The 17106-nt window shown below is 44.7% G+C and carries 18 protein-coding genes; all 18 read left to right on the top strand.

Going from position 1 to position 17106, the window contains the following annotated elements:
• Positions 1-127: 127 nt before the first annotated feature.
• The 18 genes from HGH90_RS03610 to HGH90_RS03525 all read left to right on the top strand — a co-directional run bounded on the left by HGH90_RS03610 (position 128) and on the right by HGH90_RS03525 (position 16826).
• Positions 128-1129 carry an alpha/beta hydrolase gene (locus HGH90_RS03610; protein WP_168763634.1) on the top strand — a complete coding sequence of 334 codons (1002 nt, stop codon included), beginning with the start codon at positions 128-130 and terminating at the stop codon, positions 1127-1129.
• A 153-nt stretch (positions 1130-1282) separates the two neighbouring features.
• Positions 1283-1834 carry a DUF4294 domain-containing protein gene (locus tag HGH90_RS03605; RefSeq protein WP_247679851.1) on the top strand — a complete coding sequence of 184 codons (552 nt, stop codon included), beginning with the start codon at positions 1283-1285 and terminating at the stop codon, positions 1832-1834.
• A 46-nt stretch (positions 1835-1880) separates the two neighbouring features.
• A complete protein-coding gene (locus HGH90_RS03600) occupies positions 1881-2378 on the top strand; it encodes a hypothetical protein (protein WP_169190418.1) in 498 nt (165 codons plus the stop codon).
• 35 nt (positions 2379-2413) lie between these two features.
• A complete protein-coding gene (gene bshB1 / locus HGH90_RS03595; RefSeq protein WP_169190417.1) occupies positions 2414-3142 on the top strand; it encodes a bacillithiol biosynthesis deacetylase BshB1 in 729 nt (242 codons plus the stop codon).
• A gap of 44 nt (positions 3143-3186) precedes the next feature.
• Positions 3187-4098 carry a serine hydrolase gene (locus tag HGH90_RS03590; RefSeq protein ID WP_211172576.1) on the top strand — a complete coding sequence of 304 codons (912 nt, stop codon included), beginning with the start codon at positions 3187-3189 and terminating at the stop codon, positions 4096-4098.
• A 440-nt stretch (positions 4099-4538) separates the two neighbouring features.
• Complete coding sequence (locus HGH90_RS03585) at positions 4539-5081, top strand: peroxiredoxin (protein ID WP_394349218.1); 543 nt, start codon at positions 4539-4541, stop codon at positions 5079-5081.
• Positions 5082-5168: 87 nt separating this feature from the next.
• Entirely contained in the window at positions 5169-5756 is a 588-nt protein-coding gene (locus tag HGH90_RS03580; RefSeq protein WP_169190416.1) for a carboxymuconolactone decarboxylase family protein, read from the top strand.
• A gap of 195 nt (positions 5757-5951) precedes the next feature.
• On the top strand, positions 5952-6188 hold the full coding sequence (rpmB, locus tag HGH90_RS03575) for a 50S ribosomal protein L28 (protein ID WP_089759466.1): 237 nt from the start codon (positions 5952-5954) through the stop codon (positions 6186-6188).
• 30 nt (positions 6189-6218) lie between these two features.
• A complete protein-coding gene (gene rpmG / locus HGH90_RS03570; RefSeq protein WP_079468086.1) occupies positions 6219-6401 on the top strand; it encodes a 50S ribosomal protein L33 in 183 nt (60 codons plus the stop codon).
• A gap of 74 nt (positions 6402-6475) precedes the next feature.
• A complete protein-coding gene (locus tag HGH90_RS03565) occupies positions 6476-6649 on the top strand; it encodes a DUF4295 family protein (protein WP_145669504.1) in 174 nt (57 codons plus the stop codon).
• 235 nt (positions 6650-6884) lie between these two features.
• Complete coding sequence (gene ftsY, locus HGH90_RS03560) at positions 6885-7847, top strand: signal recognition particle-docking protein FtsY (RefSeq protein WP_168740437.1); 963 nt, start codon at positions 6885-6887, stop codon at positions 7845-7847.
• Positions 7848-8056: 209 nt separating this feature from the next.
• Positions 8057-8938 (top strand): cupin-like domain-containing protein, encoded by an 882-nt coding sequence (locus tag HGH90_RS03555; protein WP_168763630.1) that lies wholly within the window; start codon positions 8057-8059, stop codon positions 8936-8938.
• Between the two features lie 222 nt (positions 8939-9160).
• Positions 9161-10471, top strand: a complete 1311-nt coding sequence (rimO, locus tag HGH90_RS03550; protein ID WP_168763629.1) for a 30S ribosomal protein S12 methylthiotransferase RimO — start codon at positions 9161-9163, stop codon at positions 10469-10471.
• Between the two features lie 203 nt (positions 10472-10674).
• Entirely contained in the window at positions 10675-12447 is a 1773-nt protein-coding gene (locus HGH90_RS03545) for a DEAD/DEAH box helicase (protein ID WP_168763628.1), read from the top strand.
• 143 nt (positions 12448-12590) lie between these two features.
• A complete protein-coding gene (gene glgB / locus HGH90_RS03540; protein ID WP_168763627.1) occupies positions 12591-14549 on the top strand; it encodes a 1,4-alpha-glucan branching protein GlgB in 1959 nt (652 codons plus the stop codon).
• Positions 14550-14845: 296 nt separating this feature from the next.
• The gene (locus HGH90_RS03535; RefSeq protein WP_168763626.1) at positions 14846-15754 is read left to right on the top strand and encodes a DUF4382 domain-containing protein; all 909 of its coding nucleotides are present in this window, start codon (positions 14846-14848) and stop codon (positions 15752-15754) included.
• 172 nt (positions 15755-15926) lie between these two features.
• Positions 15927-16526 carry a toxin-antitoxin system YwqK family antitoxin gene (locus tag HGH90_RS03530; protein ID WP_168763625.1) on the top strand — a complete coding sequence of 200 codons (600 nt, stop codon included), beginning with the start codon at positions 15927-15929 and terminating at the stop codon, positions 16524-16526.
• A 141-nt stretch (positions 16527-16667) separates the two neighbouring features.
• Entirely contained in the window at positions 16668-16826 is a 159-nt protein-coding gene (locus HGH90_RS03525) for a hypothetical protein (protein ID WP_168763624.1), read from the top strand.
• The last annotated feature ends 280 nt before the right edge of the window (positions 16827-17106 follow it).

The following is a 17106-nucleotide window of genomic DNA, read 5'->3' as shown; positions in this document are numbered from 1 at the left end:
AGATATTTAATAAAAGGAATCCTCCAGCGGCTGGTCCGTTGGAGGATTTTTTCTTTATTAAATGTTCCCGCTGTGTATGGCATATCAGAAATCTTATCTACATTTAATCTTATTAAAAATCCTCTTAATGCCCAGGTGGTTACGTATATCCCTCATCGTTATTGCCACATTGTCGGTGGTATATCTGTTAGGCCCCAAACCAGCAGATCCGGAATATAATCATGCCTTACCGCCCGTTCCAGCGGCCGGCCCGGCGCTCGACAACTATATCGCTACTAAGGAAGCCCGGCACTTGCTCAAACCTGATAACCAGGCCCGCATTGTGTGGCAGGATTCTGGATTTCATAAAACACCTTACGCAGTGGTATACCTGCATGGCTTTTCCGCCAGCCAGGAGGAAGGAAACCCTGTGCATCGCAACTTTGCACAAAAGTTCGGCTGTAATCTTTACCTGTCGCGGCTCGATGGGCATGGCATCGATACCAGCGATCCCTTGCTGCACATGACGGCAGAGGGCTTATGGAAAGATGCGGAAGAGGCTTTGAGCATAGGCAAGGCCCTGGGAGATAAAGTTATCCTGGTGGGCACATCTACAGGCGGCACCCTGGCGCTCAAGCTGGCAGCTGCGTATCCCAGAGACGTATATGCCGTAATTAATATGTCGCCCAATATCGCGATCAATGACAACCTCGCATTCCTGGCCAATAACCCCTGGGGCCTGCAGCTGGCACGGCTTGTCAACAAAGGCGATTTCAGGCGGGGAAAAGATACCAACCCGGAAGTAGCCAAATACTGGTACAATACTTACCGCCTGGAAGCGGTGGTACAGCTGGAAAGCCTCCTGGAATCCTCTATGACGAAGGAAACATTTGAAAATATTCATCAGCCGGTGCTCAACTTATATTATTATAAAGATGAGCAACACCAGGACCCAACCGTAAAAGTATCCGCTATCCTGCAAATGGAAGAAGCGTTGGGGACGCCCGCTTCCCTGAAAGAAGCCATCCCTGTGCCTAATGCCGGCGGGCATGTAATGGGCTGCTCATTGGTGGCGCATGATGTGCCTGGCGTAGAAAAGCTTATCAGTGATTTCGCTATAAATAAGCTTAATTTGACACCCATCCACTGACACTATTTAGTTAGCCGCAAATCTGAAATCTTTTATAACTTGTGATAACATTATATATTGAAGCAACGTTAGGTATCTATGCGGTTCCGTCTTAAACAATTTCTTGTTTCCACTTTCCTGTTAATGGGCATATCCCTTTGCTATACAAGGGCGATGGCACAGGAAGCGCATGGGGCGGACGTAATACCCTTACATGCCATTGTAGTAGGAAAAGATACCATCCCCGTTATCACCCTCGCGATTGTGGATGTAGTAGAAAAAATGCCGAAAGCCTTGCGTAAAGAGCGGGAACGCTGGAGCCGCCTGCGTAATGCCGTATATGTAACGTATCCCTACGCCCGCTCAGCCGCCCGAGTATTAAAAGATGTGAACAGCCGCCTGGCTACCATGAATAGCAAAAGAGAGCGCAAAGCGTACCTGGCTTCCAAGGAAAAAGAACTGAAAGCCCAGTTTGGCGATAAGCTGGAAAACCTGTCGGTATATCAGGGGAAAGTGCTGATGAAACTGATAGACCGGGAAACCGGGCAAAATTGCTACGACATCATCAAGGAACTGAAAGGCGGATTCAATGCCCGCGTATGGCAAACAGTAGCCTTTTTCTTTGGTGGCAATCTCAAAAGCGACTACGATAAACAGGAAGACCACGACATAGAAATTATCGTACAGGAGCTGGAAATGTACCAGCACTACCGCGCCTACAATTAATTCAGCTATCTTCGTAATATTCGCCTGAACCAGAAAAGGGACTATTATGAAAGCAAGGATCTTACTTACCAGCTTATTGTGTATATCAATGGGGGGCATGGCCCAGTCTGTAGCAGATGATGACCCGGTATACGTACTGGACAGTGTGGTGGTTACCCAAACTGCCATCGGCCAGGTAACCCCGGATCGTATCGGTGTTATTACCATTGCCAAAGGGGCAAAGGCCATCCTGAAATATGGCAACCAGGCCGCCAACGGCGTAGTATATATTGAAACCAAGCCCTTTGCCCGTCAACGTGTCAATGTGTTGCTAAGCAGCCAATCTTCCGCCTACGATAGCCTGTTGCATAAATATGGCAACGACAGCAGCTTTTATTTTATCGTGAATGGCACCCCGGTAACGCCAGTGAATGAAACCGGATTTATGACCCTCGACCGGAAAACATTTCGTTCCCTCCAGGTAATTTCTGAAGCGGTGTTACAGGATAAATACCGTATCATGGATAAGAAGGCCGGGGTGATCATCACCAGTACAGAAGATTAAATAATTTCCCATCTTTGCACCTCAATTTACAGCATATGAAACTGGATATACTGGCTATTGCCGTGCACCCTGATGATGTGGAACTGGGATGTGCCGGCACATTGATGATACATGCACAACAGGGAATGAAAGTAGGCGTGGTAGATCTTACCCGTGGAGAGCTGGGTACCCGCGGTACTCCTGAATTAAGAGAAAAGGAAGCCCAGGACGCCGCGAAGATTATGGGACTGGAAGTACGGGAAAACCTTGGCCTTGCCGACGGCTTCTTTAGAAATGACACCATGGAACAAATGGCCATCATTACGGCCATCCGCAAATATCGCCCCGACATCGTACTGGCCAATGCTATGGACGATCGTCACCCCGACCATGGCAGGGCCGGCAAACTAATTGCCGACAGCTGTTTCCTGGCCGGATTAAGAAAAGTAATTACTACCGTAGATGGACAGGAGCAGGAAGCCTGGCGCCCCGCCCAGGTATTTCATTTCCTGCAGGACCGCTACCACGAACCTGATTTCGTAGTAGATATTACCCCGGTGATGGAAAGAAAACTGGATGCCATTCGCAGCTTCAGCTCACAATTCCTGGCGCCGAAGGATCACGAACCGCAGACCTATATTTCCGGTGCCGGTTTCTTCGACAGCGTTATTTACCGGGCTAAGATGCTGGGCAAAATGGTGGGTGTGGAATATGCCGAAGGCTATACTTCTGCTAAGATGATCGGCGTAAAGAGTTTTGCCGATATGATTAATAAAACTACCTGAGCATAAATACAGGAAACAGCCGGTTCTTTTATTATATTGGTAGTATGAATCCAATGAAGTTACCCATCCTGCTGTGCCTTATTTTCGTCAGCTTTTCCGCAGGCGCTCAAAAGAATGATGAGCGCCTTACTGCCATCTTACAGCCCATGTTGGAGTCCTTTCATGGCGTGGCGGGCATTTATGTACATCACCTGAGAAAAGACCGCACCGTGGCCATCAACGCTGATACGGTGTTTCCTACTGCCAGTATGATTAAAATGGCTATCCAGGTCGGTGTTTTCAACAAACTGGCCGCGGGCGAGCTGCAATATCACCAAAATCTCGTCTACCGGGATTCCTTATTGTATAAAGGGGAGGACATATTAGGCTCTTTCCGTGACAGCGAACAGATAGCACTGGATAAAGTGGTGATGCTGATGCTGACCATGAGTGATAATACTGCCAGTTTGTGGCTGCAATCGCTGGCCGGTGGAGGAGCGGTGATCAATCAGTGGTTGGCTGGGCAGGGCTTTGAGCATTTGCGGGTAAATTCCCGCACCAAAGGGCGGGAGACTAACCGGGAAGAATATGGCTGGGGACAGACGAGCCCCCGCGAAATGGCCCGGTTAATGGAAATGATCTACAAGGGACAGGTAATTAATAAAACGGCCAGTGAGCGAATGTATCGTAATCTTACCCGTAATTATTGGGATGCCCAGGGAATATTGCAGGTACCCCCAAATATTCGCACCGCGTCAAAAAATGGCGCGGTGGATGAATCACGTTCGGAAGTGATAATGGTGAATGCGCCTCACGGCGACTATGTATATTGTGTGATTACCAAAAACAACGATGATCAGGGATGGAACCATGATAATGAAGCATGGCAACTATTGCGGAGAGTGGGATTTGCGATCTGGCAATACTACGAACCAGCCAGCACGTGGAAACCCGACCCCGCCTTGGGGCAGTATTAGGTAACGGTCAATGGGACCCGCTAAACACTAAATGAACAGATCTCGGGTAGCGTCAAATTCATCGTGTTTAATGATACTGTTTTTAATAAACGGAATCAAAGCAAGTCCAATCGTTATAACCACCAGTAAAATGTATTTTTTCTTCATTTCCATGCTATAAATAATTAATAATTAAGTCCTCCTATATAACTAAATAGCGTGCCAAAAGGTTACAGAAATAGCATTAAAATGTTAACTCCAGGATATTTTTTTTGTGTATATCGAGCATGATCCCGCCTGTACGTACAGCAGCAGGGAAAAAGCATATATATAGAGAAACTCAATGTCGTATTTCTAAAATCTATTTGATTAATAATGAATGTAATGTGATCTTTGCGGCGTCAAAGAAGAAAATCATTAGTCTGTAAATCAAAAAGAGAATCGTAATTATGAAAAATGTTATCTTATCCGTAGGGTCAGAGTTTCCCGAATTCAAAAAAACGGCTGTTGTTTCCATCGAAAAAGGTAAAGAGTTTTATGAACTGTCTTCCGAAGAGCTGAAAAACTCTGGTAAATGGATGGTGATGTTTTGGTGGCCTAAAGACTTCACATTTGTTTGTCCTACCGAAATAGCTGAATTTAACAAACATGCACAGGATTTTGCGGATCGTGATGCAGTATTGATCGGAGCATCCACTGACAGTGAGTTTGTACATGCTGCCTGGAGAAGAGATCATGAAGACCTCCGTGGTTTACAATTCCCTATGCTGGCAGATACTTCCAAGTCTCTCGCTACTGAACTGGGTATCCTGGAAGCCAATGAAAAAGTAGCTTACCGTGCCACTTACATCGTAGATCCACAAGGTATTGTACGTTGGGTTTCCCTCTACGACCTGTCTGTAGGCCGTAGCGTAAAAGAAGTACTGCGTGTACTGGATGCGCTGCAAACAGATGAGCTGTGCCCTTGTAACTGGACAAAGGGAGAAGCTACCCTGAGCGTTTAATTGATTCATTACTTATTTTATCAGGAGGATATTTATGCCGGTGTTTATCGGCGGCATAAATATCCTCTTTTAGAAAATCTATATATTATGTTTGCAACTACAAATCAGGATACAGCAGTGCAATTGCTGGAAACGGTAGGTTTGACGGGAGCGCATCTTTCGGGAAAGCTGCAATCGTTGGCTAATGTGGATGCACGTTACCTGAAGGATCTGAAGATTAATGTGACCAATGTTATTGCGGCAGGAACATTAAGCAAGAAAGAAGCTTACCTGATCGGGTTGGCGGTAGCCGTTAATGAGCGGCACGCCGATTTGCAGACAGCCTTCGAAAAGTTGGCTGTACAGGAAGGCGCAACAGAAAAAGAAACTGCCGAAGTGTTGAGCTGTACTTCCCTCATGGCTGCCAATAACGTATATTATCGTTTCAGGCATTTTGTGAATAAGGAATACTATACCGCCACACCTGCAGGCATCCGCATGAGCATTATGGCTAACCCGGTATTGGGAAAAGAGTTTTTTGAGCTGCTCAGCCTGGTGGTATCTGCTCTCAATGGCTGTGAAATGTGTGTTACTTCGCACGAAGAAGCCGTAGTGAAACATGGAACGGAGCAACAACGGGTATTAGAAGCGGTAAAATTAGGCGCGGTGTTACGGAGTCTTATTGTACTTTTGTAAAAAAAAATATCAGGCAAAAGGACAGATGAAAATTTGTCCGATAATCAATTGATTATCATTATTTTGCATTGTGTTCACTTATTAACTAAAACCGGTGTTGAGACTGTTTTTTACGTGTATGTGAATAAATTCATTTAATAATATTTGCAAAATCCGTAAAAAATATGGACTTTTGCATTCCTAAATTTTTAGATCATGGCAAGAGTATGTCAGGTGACAGGAAAGAAGCCGATTACGGGTCACCATGTTTCCTTCTCCAACATCAAGACAAACAGAAGGTTTCTTCCTAACCTGCAAAAGAAACGTTTTTTCCTGGCAGAAGAGGACAAATGGATTTCATTAAAAGTATCTGCTGACGGTTTAAGAACCATCAACAAGAGAGGTCTGTATGCAGTTGTGAAGGAATTGCGTGCAGCTGGTCAGGAAATCTAATTCTAAGACTCACTTAATTTGTAATACACAATGGCAAAAAAAGGTAATAGAGTACAGGTAATTCTGGAATGTACAGAGCACAAAGCTTCTGGCCAGCCTGGAACTTCCCGTTATATCTCTAACAAGAATAAGAAGAACACTCCTGAGCGTCTGGAGTTGAAGAAGTACAACCCGATCCTGAGAAAGGTGACTGTACACAAAGAAATTAAATAAGTAATTGTTGATGGTGAATGGCTGTATTTGCATACTGCCAATTAGCCATTAGACCATAAAAACAATAGTATACTATGGCAAAAGTAGCTTCAAAGAACGCGAAAGTAAAGGATGCTAAAGCAGCAGCTGAATCAAAGGTTTGGACCAAGGTTATCAGAGCCGTTCGCTCTCCTAAAACCGGTGCTTATACCTTTAAGGATGCGATCGTGCACAAGGACAAAGTCCTCGAGCACATAAACCAAAAGTAATTCGGCTTTACTAATAATACTGAAAAGCTGTCCCGTTAAACGGACAGCTTTTTGTGTTAATACCCTTGGATAGTTATATCGGGTGCATGATTCAGGTAATGAACTTCCTGTGGTGAAATCCGCTTCGCGATTGTTAACACAAAAGACGTATTTTAGCAACTTATTATAACAGGTGCTGCAGTAAAGCAGCCGGATCACTCAAAAAGGGTCATACCCATACCCAACTAAACTAACTATGAGCTTTTTCAATAAACTATTTTCTAGGGAAAAGAAGGAGAATCTGGATCAGGGATTACAGAAAACCAAAGAGAGCTTCCTAAGTAAGATAGGGCGCGCTATTGCAGGGAAGTCGACCGTAGATACCGAAGTATTGGATAACCTGGAAGATGCCCTTATTTCCGCTGATGTAGGAGTGGATACTACTGTAAAAATCATTGACCGGATTGAGGCCCGTGTGGCAAAAGATAAATATCTGGGAACCAGCGAGTTGAACAGGATGTTGCAGGAAGAAATTGCAGCGCTCCTGGTAGAGGCACCAGATAGTGGCTTCCGTGATTTTGACATACCAGCCGGAAAAAAGCCCTATGTGATTATGGTAGTCGGTGTAAACGGGGTTGGTAAAACTACTACCATTGGTAAACTGGCCTATAATTTTAAGAAAGCCGGTAAATCTGTAATGCTGGGAGCGGCGGATACTTTCCGTGCGGCCGCAGTGGATCAGTTAACGATCTGGAGTGAAAGGGCGGGGGTACCTATTGTAAAGCAGCAAATGGGGTCCGATCCTGGGGCAGTAGCTTTCGATACAGTACAAAGCGGGGCCGCCAAAGATGTTGATGTTATTATTATAGATACTGCTGGCCGTTTGCACAACAAATTGCACCTGATGGATGAGCTCGGAAAGATCAAGCGGGTAATGAAGAAGGTTATTCCGGATGCGCCACATGAAGTATTGCTGGTGTTGGACGGCTCTACCGGTCAGAATGCCCTGGAGCAGGCTAAACAGTTTACAGCTACCACGGAAGTAACAGCCCTGGCCATTACTAAACTCGATGGTACTGCCAAAGGTGGCGTGGTGTTGGCAATTGCCAATCAGTTTAAAATACCGGTAAAATACATTGGTATAGGTGAAAAAATGGAAGATTTGCAGGTGTTTAACAAAGAGTCTTTCGTAGACTCATTATTTAGTATAAATAGCTGATTATCTGTTAATTATGGCGGATAATTGTCAATTAGGATAAATCTTATTTAATATTTCACTTTAAATAAAATGAAGTTCGGGCTCCAAATGAAGGAGTCCGGACATTTTTATAACTTTCCAGCACGTTCTTTGTTTCTTTAAAATAGTTCTGCATTTATTACATTTGATATTGTTCCCTTTTTGTACCCTTTTTTAACCAATTCGTAAGTATGATAGTACAAAACATAGATCGAGTTGAAGGAATTACACCAGCGGATTTCAAGAAGCATTACTACACTCCACGTAAACCTGTTATTATTGCCGGGACGGGACTCAGTCAAAACTGGCCGGCATACTCAAAGTGGACATGGGATTATTTCAAATCGATAGTGGGAGACAAGACAGTAGGAGTTTATAACAATGAACGGGCGAATGAGAATACCCTGGTAAACGGGGCAGATGACTACATCACTTTTGGTGAGTACCTGAGTATGGTAGAGAAAGGGCCGGTAGCGCTCCGCATTTTTCTATTTAATATCTTCCAGCATGCACCTCAATTGGTGGAAGATTTTACCTGGCCGGATGAGCTGGCATCAGGATTCCTGAAAAAATATCCCATGTTGTTCGTGGGAGGAGCGGGCTCAGTAGCGCATATGCATTATGATATTGACCTGTCGCATATTTTTCATACCCAGTTTATAGGCCGTAAACGGGTATTATTATTAGAAAACAATCAATCTCCTTTTATTTACCGCATGCCATTTACCGTGGAAAGCGCTGCCAATTTTGTAAACTGGAGCGAGCACCTGGATACAGACCAGTTTCCCGCCTTAAAGCATGCCCGGGGTTATACCAGCATATTAAACCACGGCGACACCATGTTTATGCCCGCCGGCTACTGGCATCACATGGAATACCTGGATGGCGGATTTGCCATGAGTTTACGCGCCCTGGATCCCAGTCTGCTGGGTAAGCTCAATGGATTATATCATATTGTGGGCTTACGGGGCATGAATAACCTGATGATTAAGATGGCGCCTAAATGGTGGTATCATAAAAAGAGGGAAATGGCCCGGCAACGTGCAGAAAGAGCATTGCAGGAGTTGCATTGACAAAATAAGTTCGGGAATGGATAAGTCGCTAATTAACAGATAGTTAGTATAAATTTCTAATTGTCAATTCTTTTTGCTACCTTTGCACCTTCCTTATTCAACCCCCACTAAGACTCAAAGTCACATACAGTAAGTCTGCTGTTAAATTCAATCAGTGTCTGTGTGTCTTCGTGGCGGTAGCGGTTCAATGAATGCTTGACCGCTTGTAAAAAACATTCGCGCTTGAAGACAAAAACTTTAAAGAAAGACAAGGTTAATATTATTACGCTTGGTTGTTCCAAGAACATGGTGGATTCAGAAGTGCTCAGCGGACAGTTGGCAGCTAATGATATCGACGTGGTGCATGAGAGTGCTAAACGTGACCACAATATTGTGGTAGTGAACACCTGCGGATTTATTGACAAGGCTAAAGAAGAATCGATTAACACCATCCTGGAGCAGGTAGAACTGAAGCAGCGTGGTAAGCTGGATAAAGTATACGTTACCGGATGTTTGAGTGAGCGTTACCGGGGCGACCTCGAATCAGAGATTGCAGGGGTGGATGCCTGGTTTGGCACCATGGAACTACCATTGATCCTTAAAAAATTTGACGCAGATTATAAAGCAGAGCTGGTAGGAGAAAGACTTTTAAGTACCCCTTCTCACTATGCTTACCTGAAAATAGCCGAAGGCTGTAACCGTACCTGTTCTTTTTGTGCAATCCCACTGATGCGTGGTAGCCATGTATCCAAACCGATTGAGGAACTGGTAAAGGAAGCCGAGAAGCTCGTAAAATCAGGTGTAAAAGAAATCATGCTGATTGCACAGGAGCTGACCTATTATGGTCTGGATCTGTATAAACAACGTCGTTTGGGAGACCTGATGCGTGCGTTGGCCGGGGTAAAAGGGCTGGAGTGGATTCGACTCCACTATGCATATCCCACCAAATTTCCTATGGAGATACTGGACGTGATGAACGAGTTCCCCAATATCTGCAAGTACATTGACATGCCGCTGCAACATGCTTCCAATGCCATGCTGAAAGCCATGAAACGCCAGATTACCCGTGAAGAAATTGAAGAGCTGGTACATAATATCCGGGCAAAAGTGCCGGGCATCTGTTTACGTACTACCCTGATTGCCGGCTTCCCCGGTGAAACAGAGGACGACGTGGAAGAATTAAAAGGCTTCCTGGAAAGAATGCGCTTCGACCGGGTGGGGGTATTTACTTACAGCCATGAAGAAGGCACCAGCGCCTATGAATTGGAAGATAATGTTCCGGCAGAAGAAAAGGAGAGAAGAGCGCAGGAAGTTATGGAAGTACAGCAGGAAATCTCTCTTGAGAAAAACCAGGAAAAGGTAGGAAAAACATTCAGGGTAATTGTAGATAAGAAAGAAGCGGGTAGATACCTGGCTCGTACAGAATTCGATTCCGTGGAAGTAGACAATGAAGTAATTATTGATACCACCAAACGCCTGAAGCCAGGTGATTTCGTGGATGTCAGGATTACCAAAGCATTCGACTACGACCTGGAAGGTGAACTGCTGAGCTAACGGGTATGAATCCGGCGGCGATTCGTTCCGGCCACATTATTTTTATAAACGAGGCAACACGATTCAAGAGCCAGCTGTAAATACCGGCGGCTGCACAGCTAAAAGCAAACACCTGATAGCTGAAATAATATTTCTAACGGCTGATAGCAAATAGCTAAAAGCCATATCCACAGCTCCCGACGGAGCTTGATTAATGCAAATCAATGACAACATTTGAATCACTGGGCTTACAAGAGTCCATCTTAAGGGGAATTACAGACCTGGGTTTTGTTTCCCCAACCCCCATCCAGGAACAGGCAATACCAGTATTGTTAGGAGGTGACCGCGATTTCGTAGGTCTTGCCCAGACGGGCACTGGTAAAACGGCAGCTTTTGGTCTGCCTTTGCTGCAACAGCTGGATCTGAAGATTAATAAACCACAGGGACTGATCTTATGTCCTACCCGTGAACTTTGTCTCCAGATCACCAATGATCTGAAAAACTTTAGTAAATACCTCGGCGAAGTAAGTATCGTAGCGGTATATGGCGGTTCCAGCATCGTGCAGCAGCTGCGCGAACTGAAAAGAGGTGTACACATTGTAGTGGCAACTCCGGGCCGTTTACTGGATATCATCGACCGTGGCGCTGTTAACTTTGAAAATGTGCGTTACGCCGTGCTGGACGAAGCAGATGAAATGCTGAACATGGGCTTCCAGGAAGATATCAACAACATTTTATCCAACACACCGGAAGGTAAAACTACCTGGCTGTTTTCGGCTACTATGCCGCAGGAAGTTCGCCGGATCGCCAAGAAGTACATGGAAGATCCGTTTGAACTGACGGTAGGCAGCAAAAACAGCGGTAACGTAAATATAGAACACGAATACTATGTAGTGCGTCCACGCGATAAATACGCGGCCCTCAAACGTATCGTAGATTTCAACCCTGAGATTTTTGGTATCATCTTTACCCGTACCAAGATTGAATCCCAGGAAATCGCTGAATCGCTGATTAAAGACGGATACAACGCGGATGCCCTCCACGGTGATCTGACCCAGCAGCAGCGTGATAAAGTAATGAAACGTTTCCGTGAAAGAGCGTTACAGGTACTGGTGGCTACCGACGTGGCAGCCCGTGGTATCGACGTAGATAACGTTACGCACGTAATCAACTATGACTTACCGGATGACGTAGAAAACTACACCCACAGAAGTGGTCGTACCGGTAGAGCAGGTAAATCCGGTATCTCTATCGCTATTATCAGCGGTCGTGATACGGGTAAAATCCGCCAGATTGAACGCGTGATCCAGAAGAAATTTGTGAAAGCGGAAGTTCCGGATGGTTTTGCAGTATGTGAAAAACAACTGTTTGGCCTGGTACATAAAGTGCATAACGTAGTAGTAAACGATGAGCAGATCGAGCCTTACATGGAGCGTATCAACGAAGAGTTTGCAACAATGAGCAAGGAAGAGCTCATCAAACGTTTCGCTTCCCTGGAATTCAACCAATTCCTGGATTACTACCAGGATGCGCCGGACCTGAATGCGAAAGATGACCGCCGTGTGGGTGATGACAGAGGACCACGCAGAAGCGACGGTAAATTTACCCGTTTATTCATCAACCTGGGTTCAGTAGATGATTTCAACCGTGGCGATATGCTCCGTTACCTGTGTGATAACACTGGTTTGCGGGGTAATAAGATTGGCCGTATTGACCTGAAGGGCGTATATTCTTTCTTTGAGGTAGAGAACGACGAACTGGCGAAGGTAACAGAAGCTTTCAAGAAAGTGGAATACAATGGCCGTAGCGTGCGGATTGAAATGTCGCAGGATGGCGACAGACGTCCCCGTAGCGGTGGTGATCGTGGTCCACGCAGCTTCGATAGCAACCGCAAGAAAAGCTGGAGCTCTGAAGGCGGTCGCCCGGGCGGCAGCCGCGGTGATAAGCGCGAGTCTTTCGGCAGCGGTAACAAACCTCCGTATAAAAAGAAATACTAATTCCGTTACCGGAATAGATATAAAAAAGGAAAAGGTGTCCAATCGGACACCTTTTCCTTTTTTATATCTAGTTGGATCGTATCTCTCATTTTCCCAAAAATTAAACTATCTTGTTAATAAAGACACCCAATTCACACGTTATTATGACCGGAGATACTAATCGCACTATACAGTATGTAGAGCCCTTTACCCTGTTTTCTTCCACTGATATTACGTTGTTTCAGTCGGGATCACATTACCGGCTATACGAAAAATTCGGTGCCCATCCGATGGAGGTAGAAGGTGCCAATGGTACCTATTTTGCCGTATGGGCGCCAGATGCTGCTTTTGTGGCCGTGATGGGAGACTTTAACGGGTGGGATCATTACAGTCATACCTTATTACCCCGCTGGGACAATTCGGGCATCTGGGAAGGATTTGTACCGGGCGTGAACCCGGGGTCGTTGTATAAATATTTTATCCGGTCTAACAGTGGGGAGGAGCTGATTAAAGGAGATCCTTATGCCAATTATTGGGAGGTACGTCCAAAAACGGCTTCTGTTGTGCATCGGCTGGACTATGAGTGGGATGATAAGAAATGGATGACCCAACGGCAGCGGCGTAATTCGCTGAATAGCCCGTTTGCTGTATATGAAGTGCACCTGGCTTCCTGGCGCCGCCCGGATCCGGCAGACCCAGAACGGGTATACTCTTACCAGGAGATAGCCGACATGCTGGTTCCTTATGTAAAAGAGATGGGCTTTACCCATGTGGAGCTAATGCCGGTGATGGAGCATCCTTTCGATGGTTCCTGGGGTTACCAGCTGACCGGTTATTTTGCGCCTACCTCGCGTTATGGCACACCGCAGGATTTCATGGAAATGGTAGAAGCTTTTCACCTGGCCGATATTGGGGTGATACTGGATTGGGTGCCTTCGCACTTCCCGTACGATGCGCATGGGCTTTTCCGCTTTGACGGATCACATGTGTACGAATATGCTGATATGCGTAAGGGGTATCATCCGGATTGGAACAGCTATATTTTTAACTACGCCCGTAACGAGGTGCGCTCTTTTTTATTGAGCAATGCTGTTTTCTGGCTGGATCGTTTTCATGCCGACGGGTTGCGGGTGGACGCCATTGCCTCTATGATCCACCTGGATTATTCCCGGGAAAAAGGGGCCTGGGTCCCTAACGAGTTGGGTGGAAATGAAAACCTGGAAGCGATCAGCTTTTTGAAGAAGCTGAATGAAACCATTTATGCATTGTTTCCCGATGTACAAACTATCGCGGAAGATTCCACTTCGCATTATGGCGTGTCCAGACCCACGTTTATGGGGGGCTTAGGATTTGGTATGAAATGGATGATGGGTTGGATGAATGATACGCTGGATTATTTCAAGAAGGATCCCATTCACCGCAAATGGTACCAGAATGATTTCACTTTCAGCATTGTATATGCATTTGGAGAAAATTTTATGTTGCCGCTGAGCCATGATGAAGTGGTACATGGAAAATCTCCCATGATTTATAAGATGCCTGGTGATGACTGGCAAAAGTTTGCCAATCTGCGTTTACTATATAGCTATATGTACACGCATCCGGGCACCAAGTTATTATTTATGGGGGATGAGTTTGGGCAAACGTCTGAATGGAATTTCCGTGGGGAGCTGGACTGGCATCTGATGCGACATGCCACGCACAAGGGATTACAGGCATTTGTAAAAGATTTGAACCAGTTATACACGCAGTCTACTGCTTTGTATGAACAACAGTTTGATGCTGCAGGGTTTGAATGGGTGGTAGTCAACGACTATGACAATTGTATATTGGGTTACGTAAGAAAAGGGAAGGAACCGGGAGATGTGTTACTGGTAGTACTTAATATGACGCCAGTTGTGCGGGAAAATTACCTGGTAGGATTGCCAGTAGCGGGAGAGTGGATAGAAGTATTGAATAGTGACAGATCTGAGTATTATGGCAGCGGCGTGATAAATACCGGGGTATTAAGGACGGTGAAGCAAACATATAACGGCAGGGATTATACGCTGTCCCTGCGCTTGCCGCCGCTGGGAGCTGTCATATTGAAGTGGCAGCCAACAGACCATGGGAAAAAAAAATAATGATTTTTATACGTTGATAATTTAGGCAGGCTTTAGCAAAGCCTGCCTGTTTTTTTAATAACCTGTTGATAAGCTATCTTTTATAAAAGATTGAGCAGTGTGATATCCCATTTTGAATGCCTTCTCTTAACAAATTTTAACACTGCTTTAAACCTTTTTATCTTTTATCGATCTATACTCAAGCTGTTCCGGAATAGCAATAACGATGGGGAAATGAGCGTTTTTATAATTACGTCAACTTTCAGCCAGATCGATCGAGCCATACTTTTATTTAGTTATTTTAAAACCATTAATTTATGAAAAACTTTCTCCGTAAGTCGGGGCTAGGTTTAGTGATGGTAGCGGTGGCTGCCGTTTCACTGATGGAGGCCTGTAACAAGGATAATTCAGCCTCTACAAAGCCAATTGCCGCCAATCAGCAAAAAGTTAGTCTTTACCTTTCAGATGATCCTGGATTTTTCGATAAAGTGTTCCTGGATATCCGTAAAGTGGAAGTGCTGGTAGATACGTGTGGAAAGACAGATGACGAAGGTTGGGAGGATAAAGATCGCTGTTGGTGGGATGAAGATCATGACCATGACCGGGGTAGCAAACCTGACAGCTGCCAGTTGTGGGATTCTTTAGACATTCATCCAGGGGTATATGACCTGTTAACTCTGCGTAATGGCGCTGATACACTGCTGGCCGGCGGCGCTGTTCACAAAGGTACTATGGAACGCATTCGTATTACTGTGGGCGACAATAACTCGCTGGTAAAGAATGGCGTTACCTATCCGTTGAAATCCGTTTCGGGTCAGTCTAAAATTATCGTAAGGGTACGTCACAACGAATGGGATGCGTTGACATCCGACAATCTGCAGTTATGGCTGGATTTCGATGTACAGCGTTCTATCATCAGAGTATGGGATGGCAAGTTTATTCTCCGTCCGTTTATCAATGTATTCACCATTGTAAAAATGGGTAGTATTTCCGGTAAAGTAACTCCTTGGGATGCATATCCGGTGATTTCTATCTACAACAGCAATAAAGATACATTGTACGCATTGCCATGGAGAGATGGTGGCTTCAAGGTACGTGGTTTGAAAGTAGGTAGCTGGAATGTATTTGTAAATGCTTCCAATGGTTACAAAGACACTACGGTTACCAATGTGTCTGTAACAGCTGGAAAAGATACCCGGATAGGAGACATCAAACTGCATAAATAATCAGGAGCAGAAAGCTTAAAACGGAAAGCAAAAAGCTATTGTTGCGGATCATCTTAGCGAGTATCAAAAATCGCATTGGTCGTCCGTAACAATAGCTTTTTGCTTTCCGTTTTAAGCTTTCTGCTTTCAATTATATGCATAAAATATATAAATTGTGCTAAAAGTAGTTACGATGAAACAGACATTCTTTTTATACCTGCTGTTACAGCTGACGTTTGCAGTGGGCACGGCACAGGTAAAATCCAACCAGCGGGATGCCCAGCATCGTAAGCAGGGTTATTGGGTTGAGGTTGTGGGAGAGGTAAGAGGAGAGCCGGGATATACCTGGGAAGGGGTGTATAAAAACGATCGTAAAGAAGGGGTTTGGAAAAAGACTTCCGCTATCGGCAATTTGCTGGCGGAGGAAACGTATAAGAACAATGTGCTGGATGGCTATTGCAAGTATTACTATTCAAATGGCAAGCCCAGTGAAGAAGGCGCCTATATCGCCACGGAAATCGATGGGCAGCGGGACACAATTATGATTATTGACCCGGTGACCAATGCAGAAACGCCTACAGAAATTGTACGTAAAGGAAATTCTGTGCGTAATGGCGTTTGGAAATTGTACGATGAAGAAACCGGCAAGATGGTTAAGGAATATTACAAGCGGGGAGATACCGTTACTGCGGAAGAGTTAGGGGATAGCACTACCGTAGAAACGGCGCCGGTGAAGAAAGCGGCGTTGCAGTTACCTCATGAACACAATACCAGGCAGAAAAAGAAGGGGTAAAAAATGAACAGGCCAAAAAGCTAAAATGAACAAAAAGATTTGTCCATTTTAGCTTTTTTTATGTAATTTCATTAAGAGGATTGAATTTTAGGACCCCGTCAGTTGATCATTATTTTGTGTAAATCCTTTTAACTTGTTTGTATGAAAAGCCTGACAATCAACCACGCAGAAAACTCTCCTGAATTACATGGAATTGACTACAGCGGTACTTCCCGGATGGAGATGCTGTTCAGAGGTATTTTTATTTTCCTGGTATTCTGTGCATTGGTATCGATATTTTTCCTGTCTATATTTTATTAACGATAGATAATTATTATTTGCAGGCATTGCCTGTTAGTAAAAAGCGCAAGGATTCTTTGTAATCCTTGCGCTTTCTGTTTTAGCACGTATTTTATCCTTTTGCTAAATTGATTTTTTTCTTTGAAATGATTGCCAGGCATGACTTTCGGAAGAAACCCGTTTGTTTATATCATTCGGCACTCTTAATACAATGTTAACGAGTTATTCATTTTGTTCATTGTGAGTTTCAGGCGGTTATATTTTTTGTACAATGATTTTTAGCATCTACTTTTATATTTCT

The sequence above is a fragment of the Chitinophaga sp. Ak27 genome (assembly GCF_012726295.1).
In the GTDB taxonomy this organism is placed as follows: Bacteria; Bacteroidota; Bacteroidia; order Chitinophagales; family Chitinophagaceae; genus Chitinophaga.
This window is presented reverse-complemented; position numbering and strand designations above follow the sequence as displayed.

What these genes read in the sequence shown, in the direction of transcription:
- HGH90_RS03605 (WP_247679851.1), top strand. Translation starts at nt 1,283, where the DNA reads ATGGCACAGGAAGCGCATGGGGCGGACGTAATACCCTTACATGCCATT.
- glgB (WP_168763627.1), top strand. Translation starts at nt 12,591, where the DNA reads ATGACCGGAGATACTAATCGCACTATACAGTATGTAGAGCCCTTTACC.
- HGH90_RS03580 (WP_169190416.1), top strand. Translation starts at nt 5,169, where the DNA reads ATGTTTGCAACTACAAATCAGGATACAGCAGTGCAATTGCTGGAAACG.
- HGH90_RS03530 (WP_168763625.1), top strand. Translation starts at nt 15,927, where the DNA reads ATGAAACAGACATTCTTTTTATACCTGCTGTTACAGCTGACGTTTGCA.
- HGH90_RS03555 (WP_168763630.1), top strand. Translation starts at nt 8,057, where the DNA reads ATGATAGTACAAAACATAGATCGAGTTGAAGGAATTACACCAGCGGAT.
- rpmB (WP_089759466.1), top strand. Translation starts at nt 5,952, where the DNA reads ATGGCAAGAGTATGTCAGGTGACAGGAAAGAAGCCGATTACGGGTCAC.
- HGH90_RS03610 (WP_168763634.1), top strand. Translation starts at nt 128, where the DNA reads ATGCCCAGGTGGTTACGTATATCCCTCATCGTTATTGCCACATTGTCG.
- HGH90_RS03535 (WP_168763626.1), top strand. Translation starts at nt 14,846, where the DNA reads ATGAAAAACTTTCTCCGTAAGTCGGGGCTAGGTTTAGTGATGGTAGCG.
- HGH90_RS03600 (WP_169190418.1), top strand. Translation starts at nt 1,881, where the DNA reads ATGAAAGCAAGGATCTTACTTACCAGCTTATTGTGTATATCAATGGGG.
- ftsY (WP_168740437.1), top strand. Translation starts at nt 6,885, where the DNA reads ATGAGCTTTTTCAATAAACTATTTTCTAGGGAAAAGAAGGAGAATCTG.
- HGH90_RS03565 (WP_145669504.1), top strand. Translation starts at nt 6,476, where the DNA reads ATGGCAAAAGTAGCTTCAAAGAACGCGAAAGTAAAGGATGCTAAAGCA.
- bshB1 (WP_169190417.1), top strand. Translation starts at nt 2,414, where the DNA reads ATGAAACTGGATATACTGGCTATTGCCGTGCACCCTGATGATGTGGAA.
- HGH90_RS03545 (WP_168763628.1), top strand. Translation starts at nt 10,675, where the DNA reads ATGACAACATTTGAATCACTGGGCTTACAAGAGTCCATCTTAAGGGGA.
- HGH90_RS03525 (WP_168763624.1), top strand. Translation starts at nt 16,668, where the DNA reads ATGAAAAGCCTGACAATCAACCACGCAGAAAACTCTCCTGAATTACAT.
- HGH90_RS03590 (WP_211172576.1), top strand. Translation starts at nt 3,187, where the DNA reads ATGAATCCAATGAAGTTACCCATCCTGCTGTGCCTTATTTTCGTCAGC.
- rpmG (WP_079468086.1), top strand. Translation starts at nt 6,219, where the DNA reads ATGGCAAAAAAAGGTAATAGAGTACAGGTAATTCTGGAATGTACAGAG.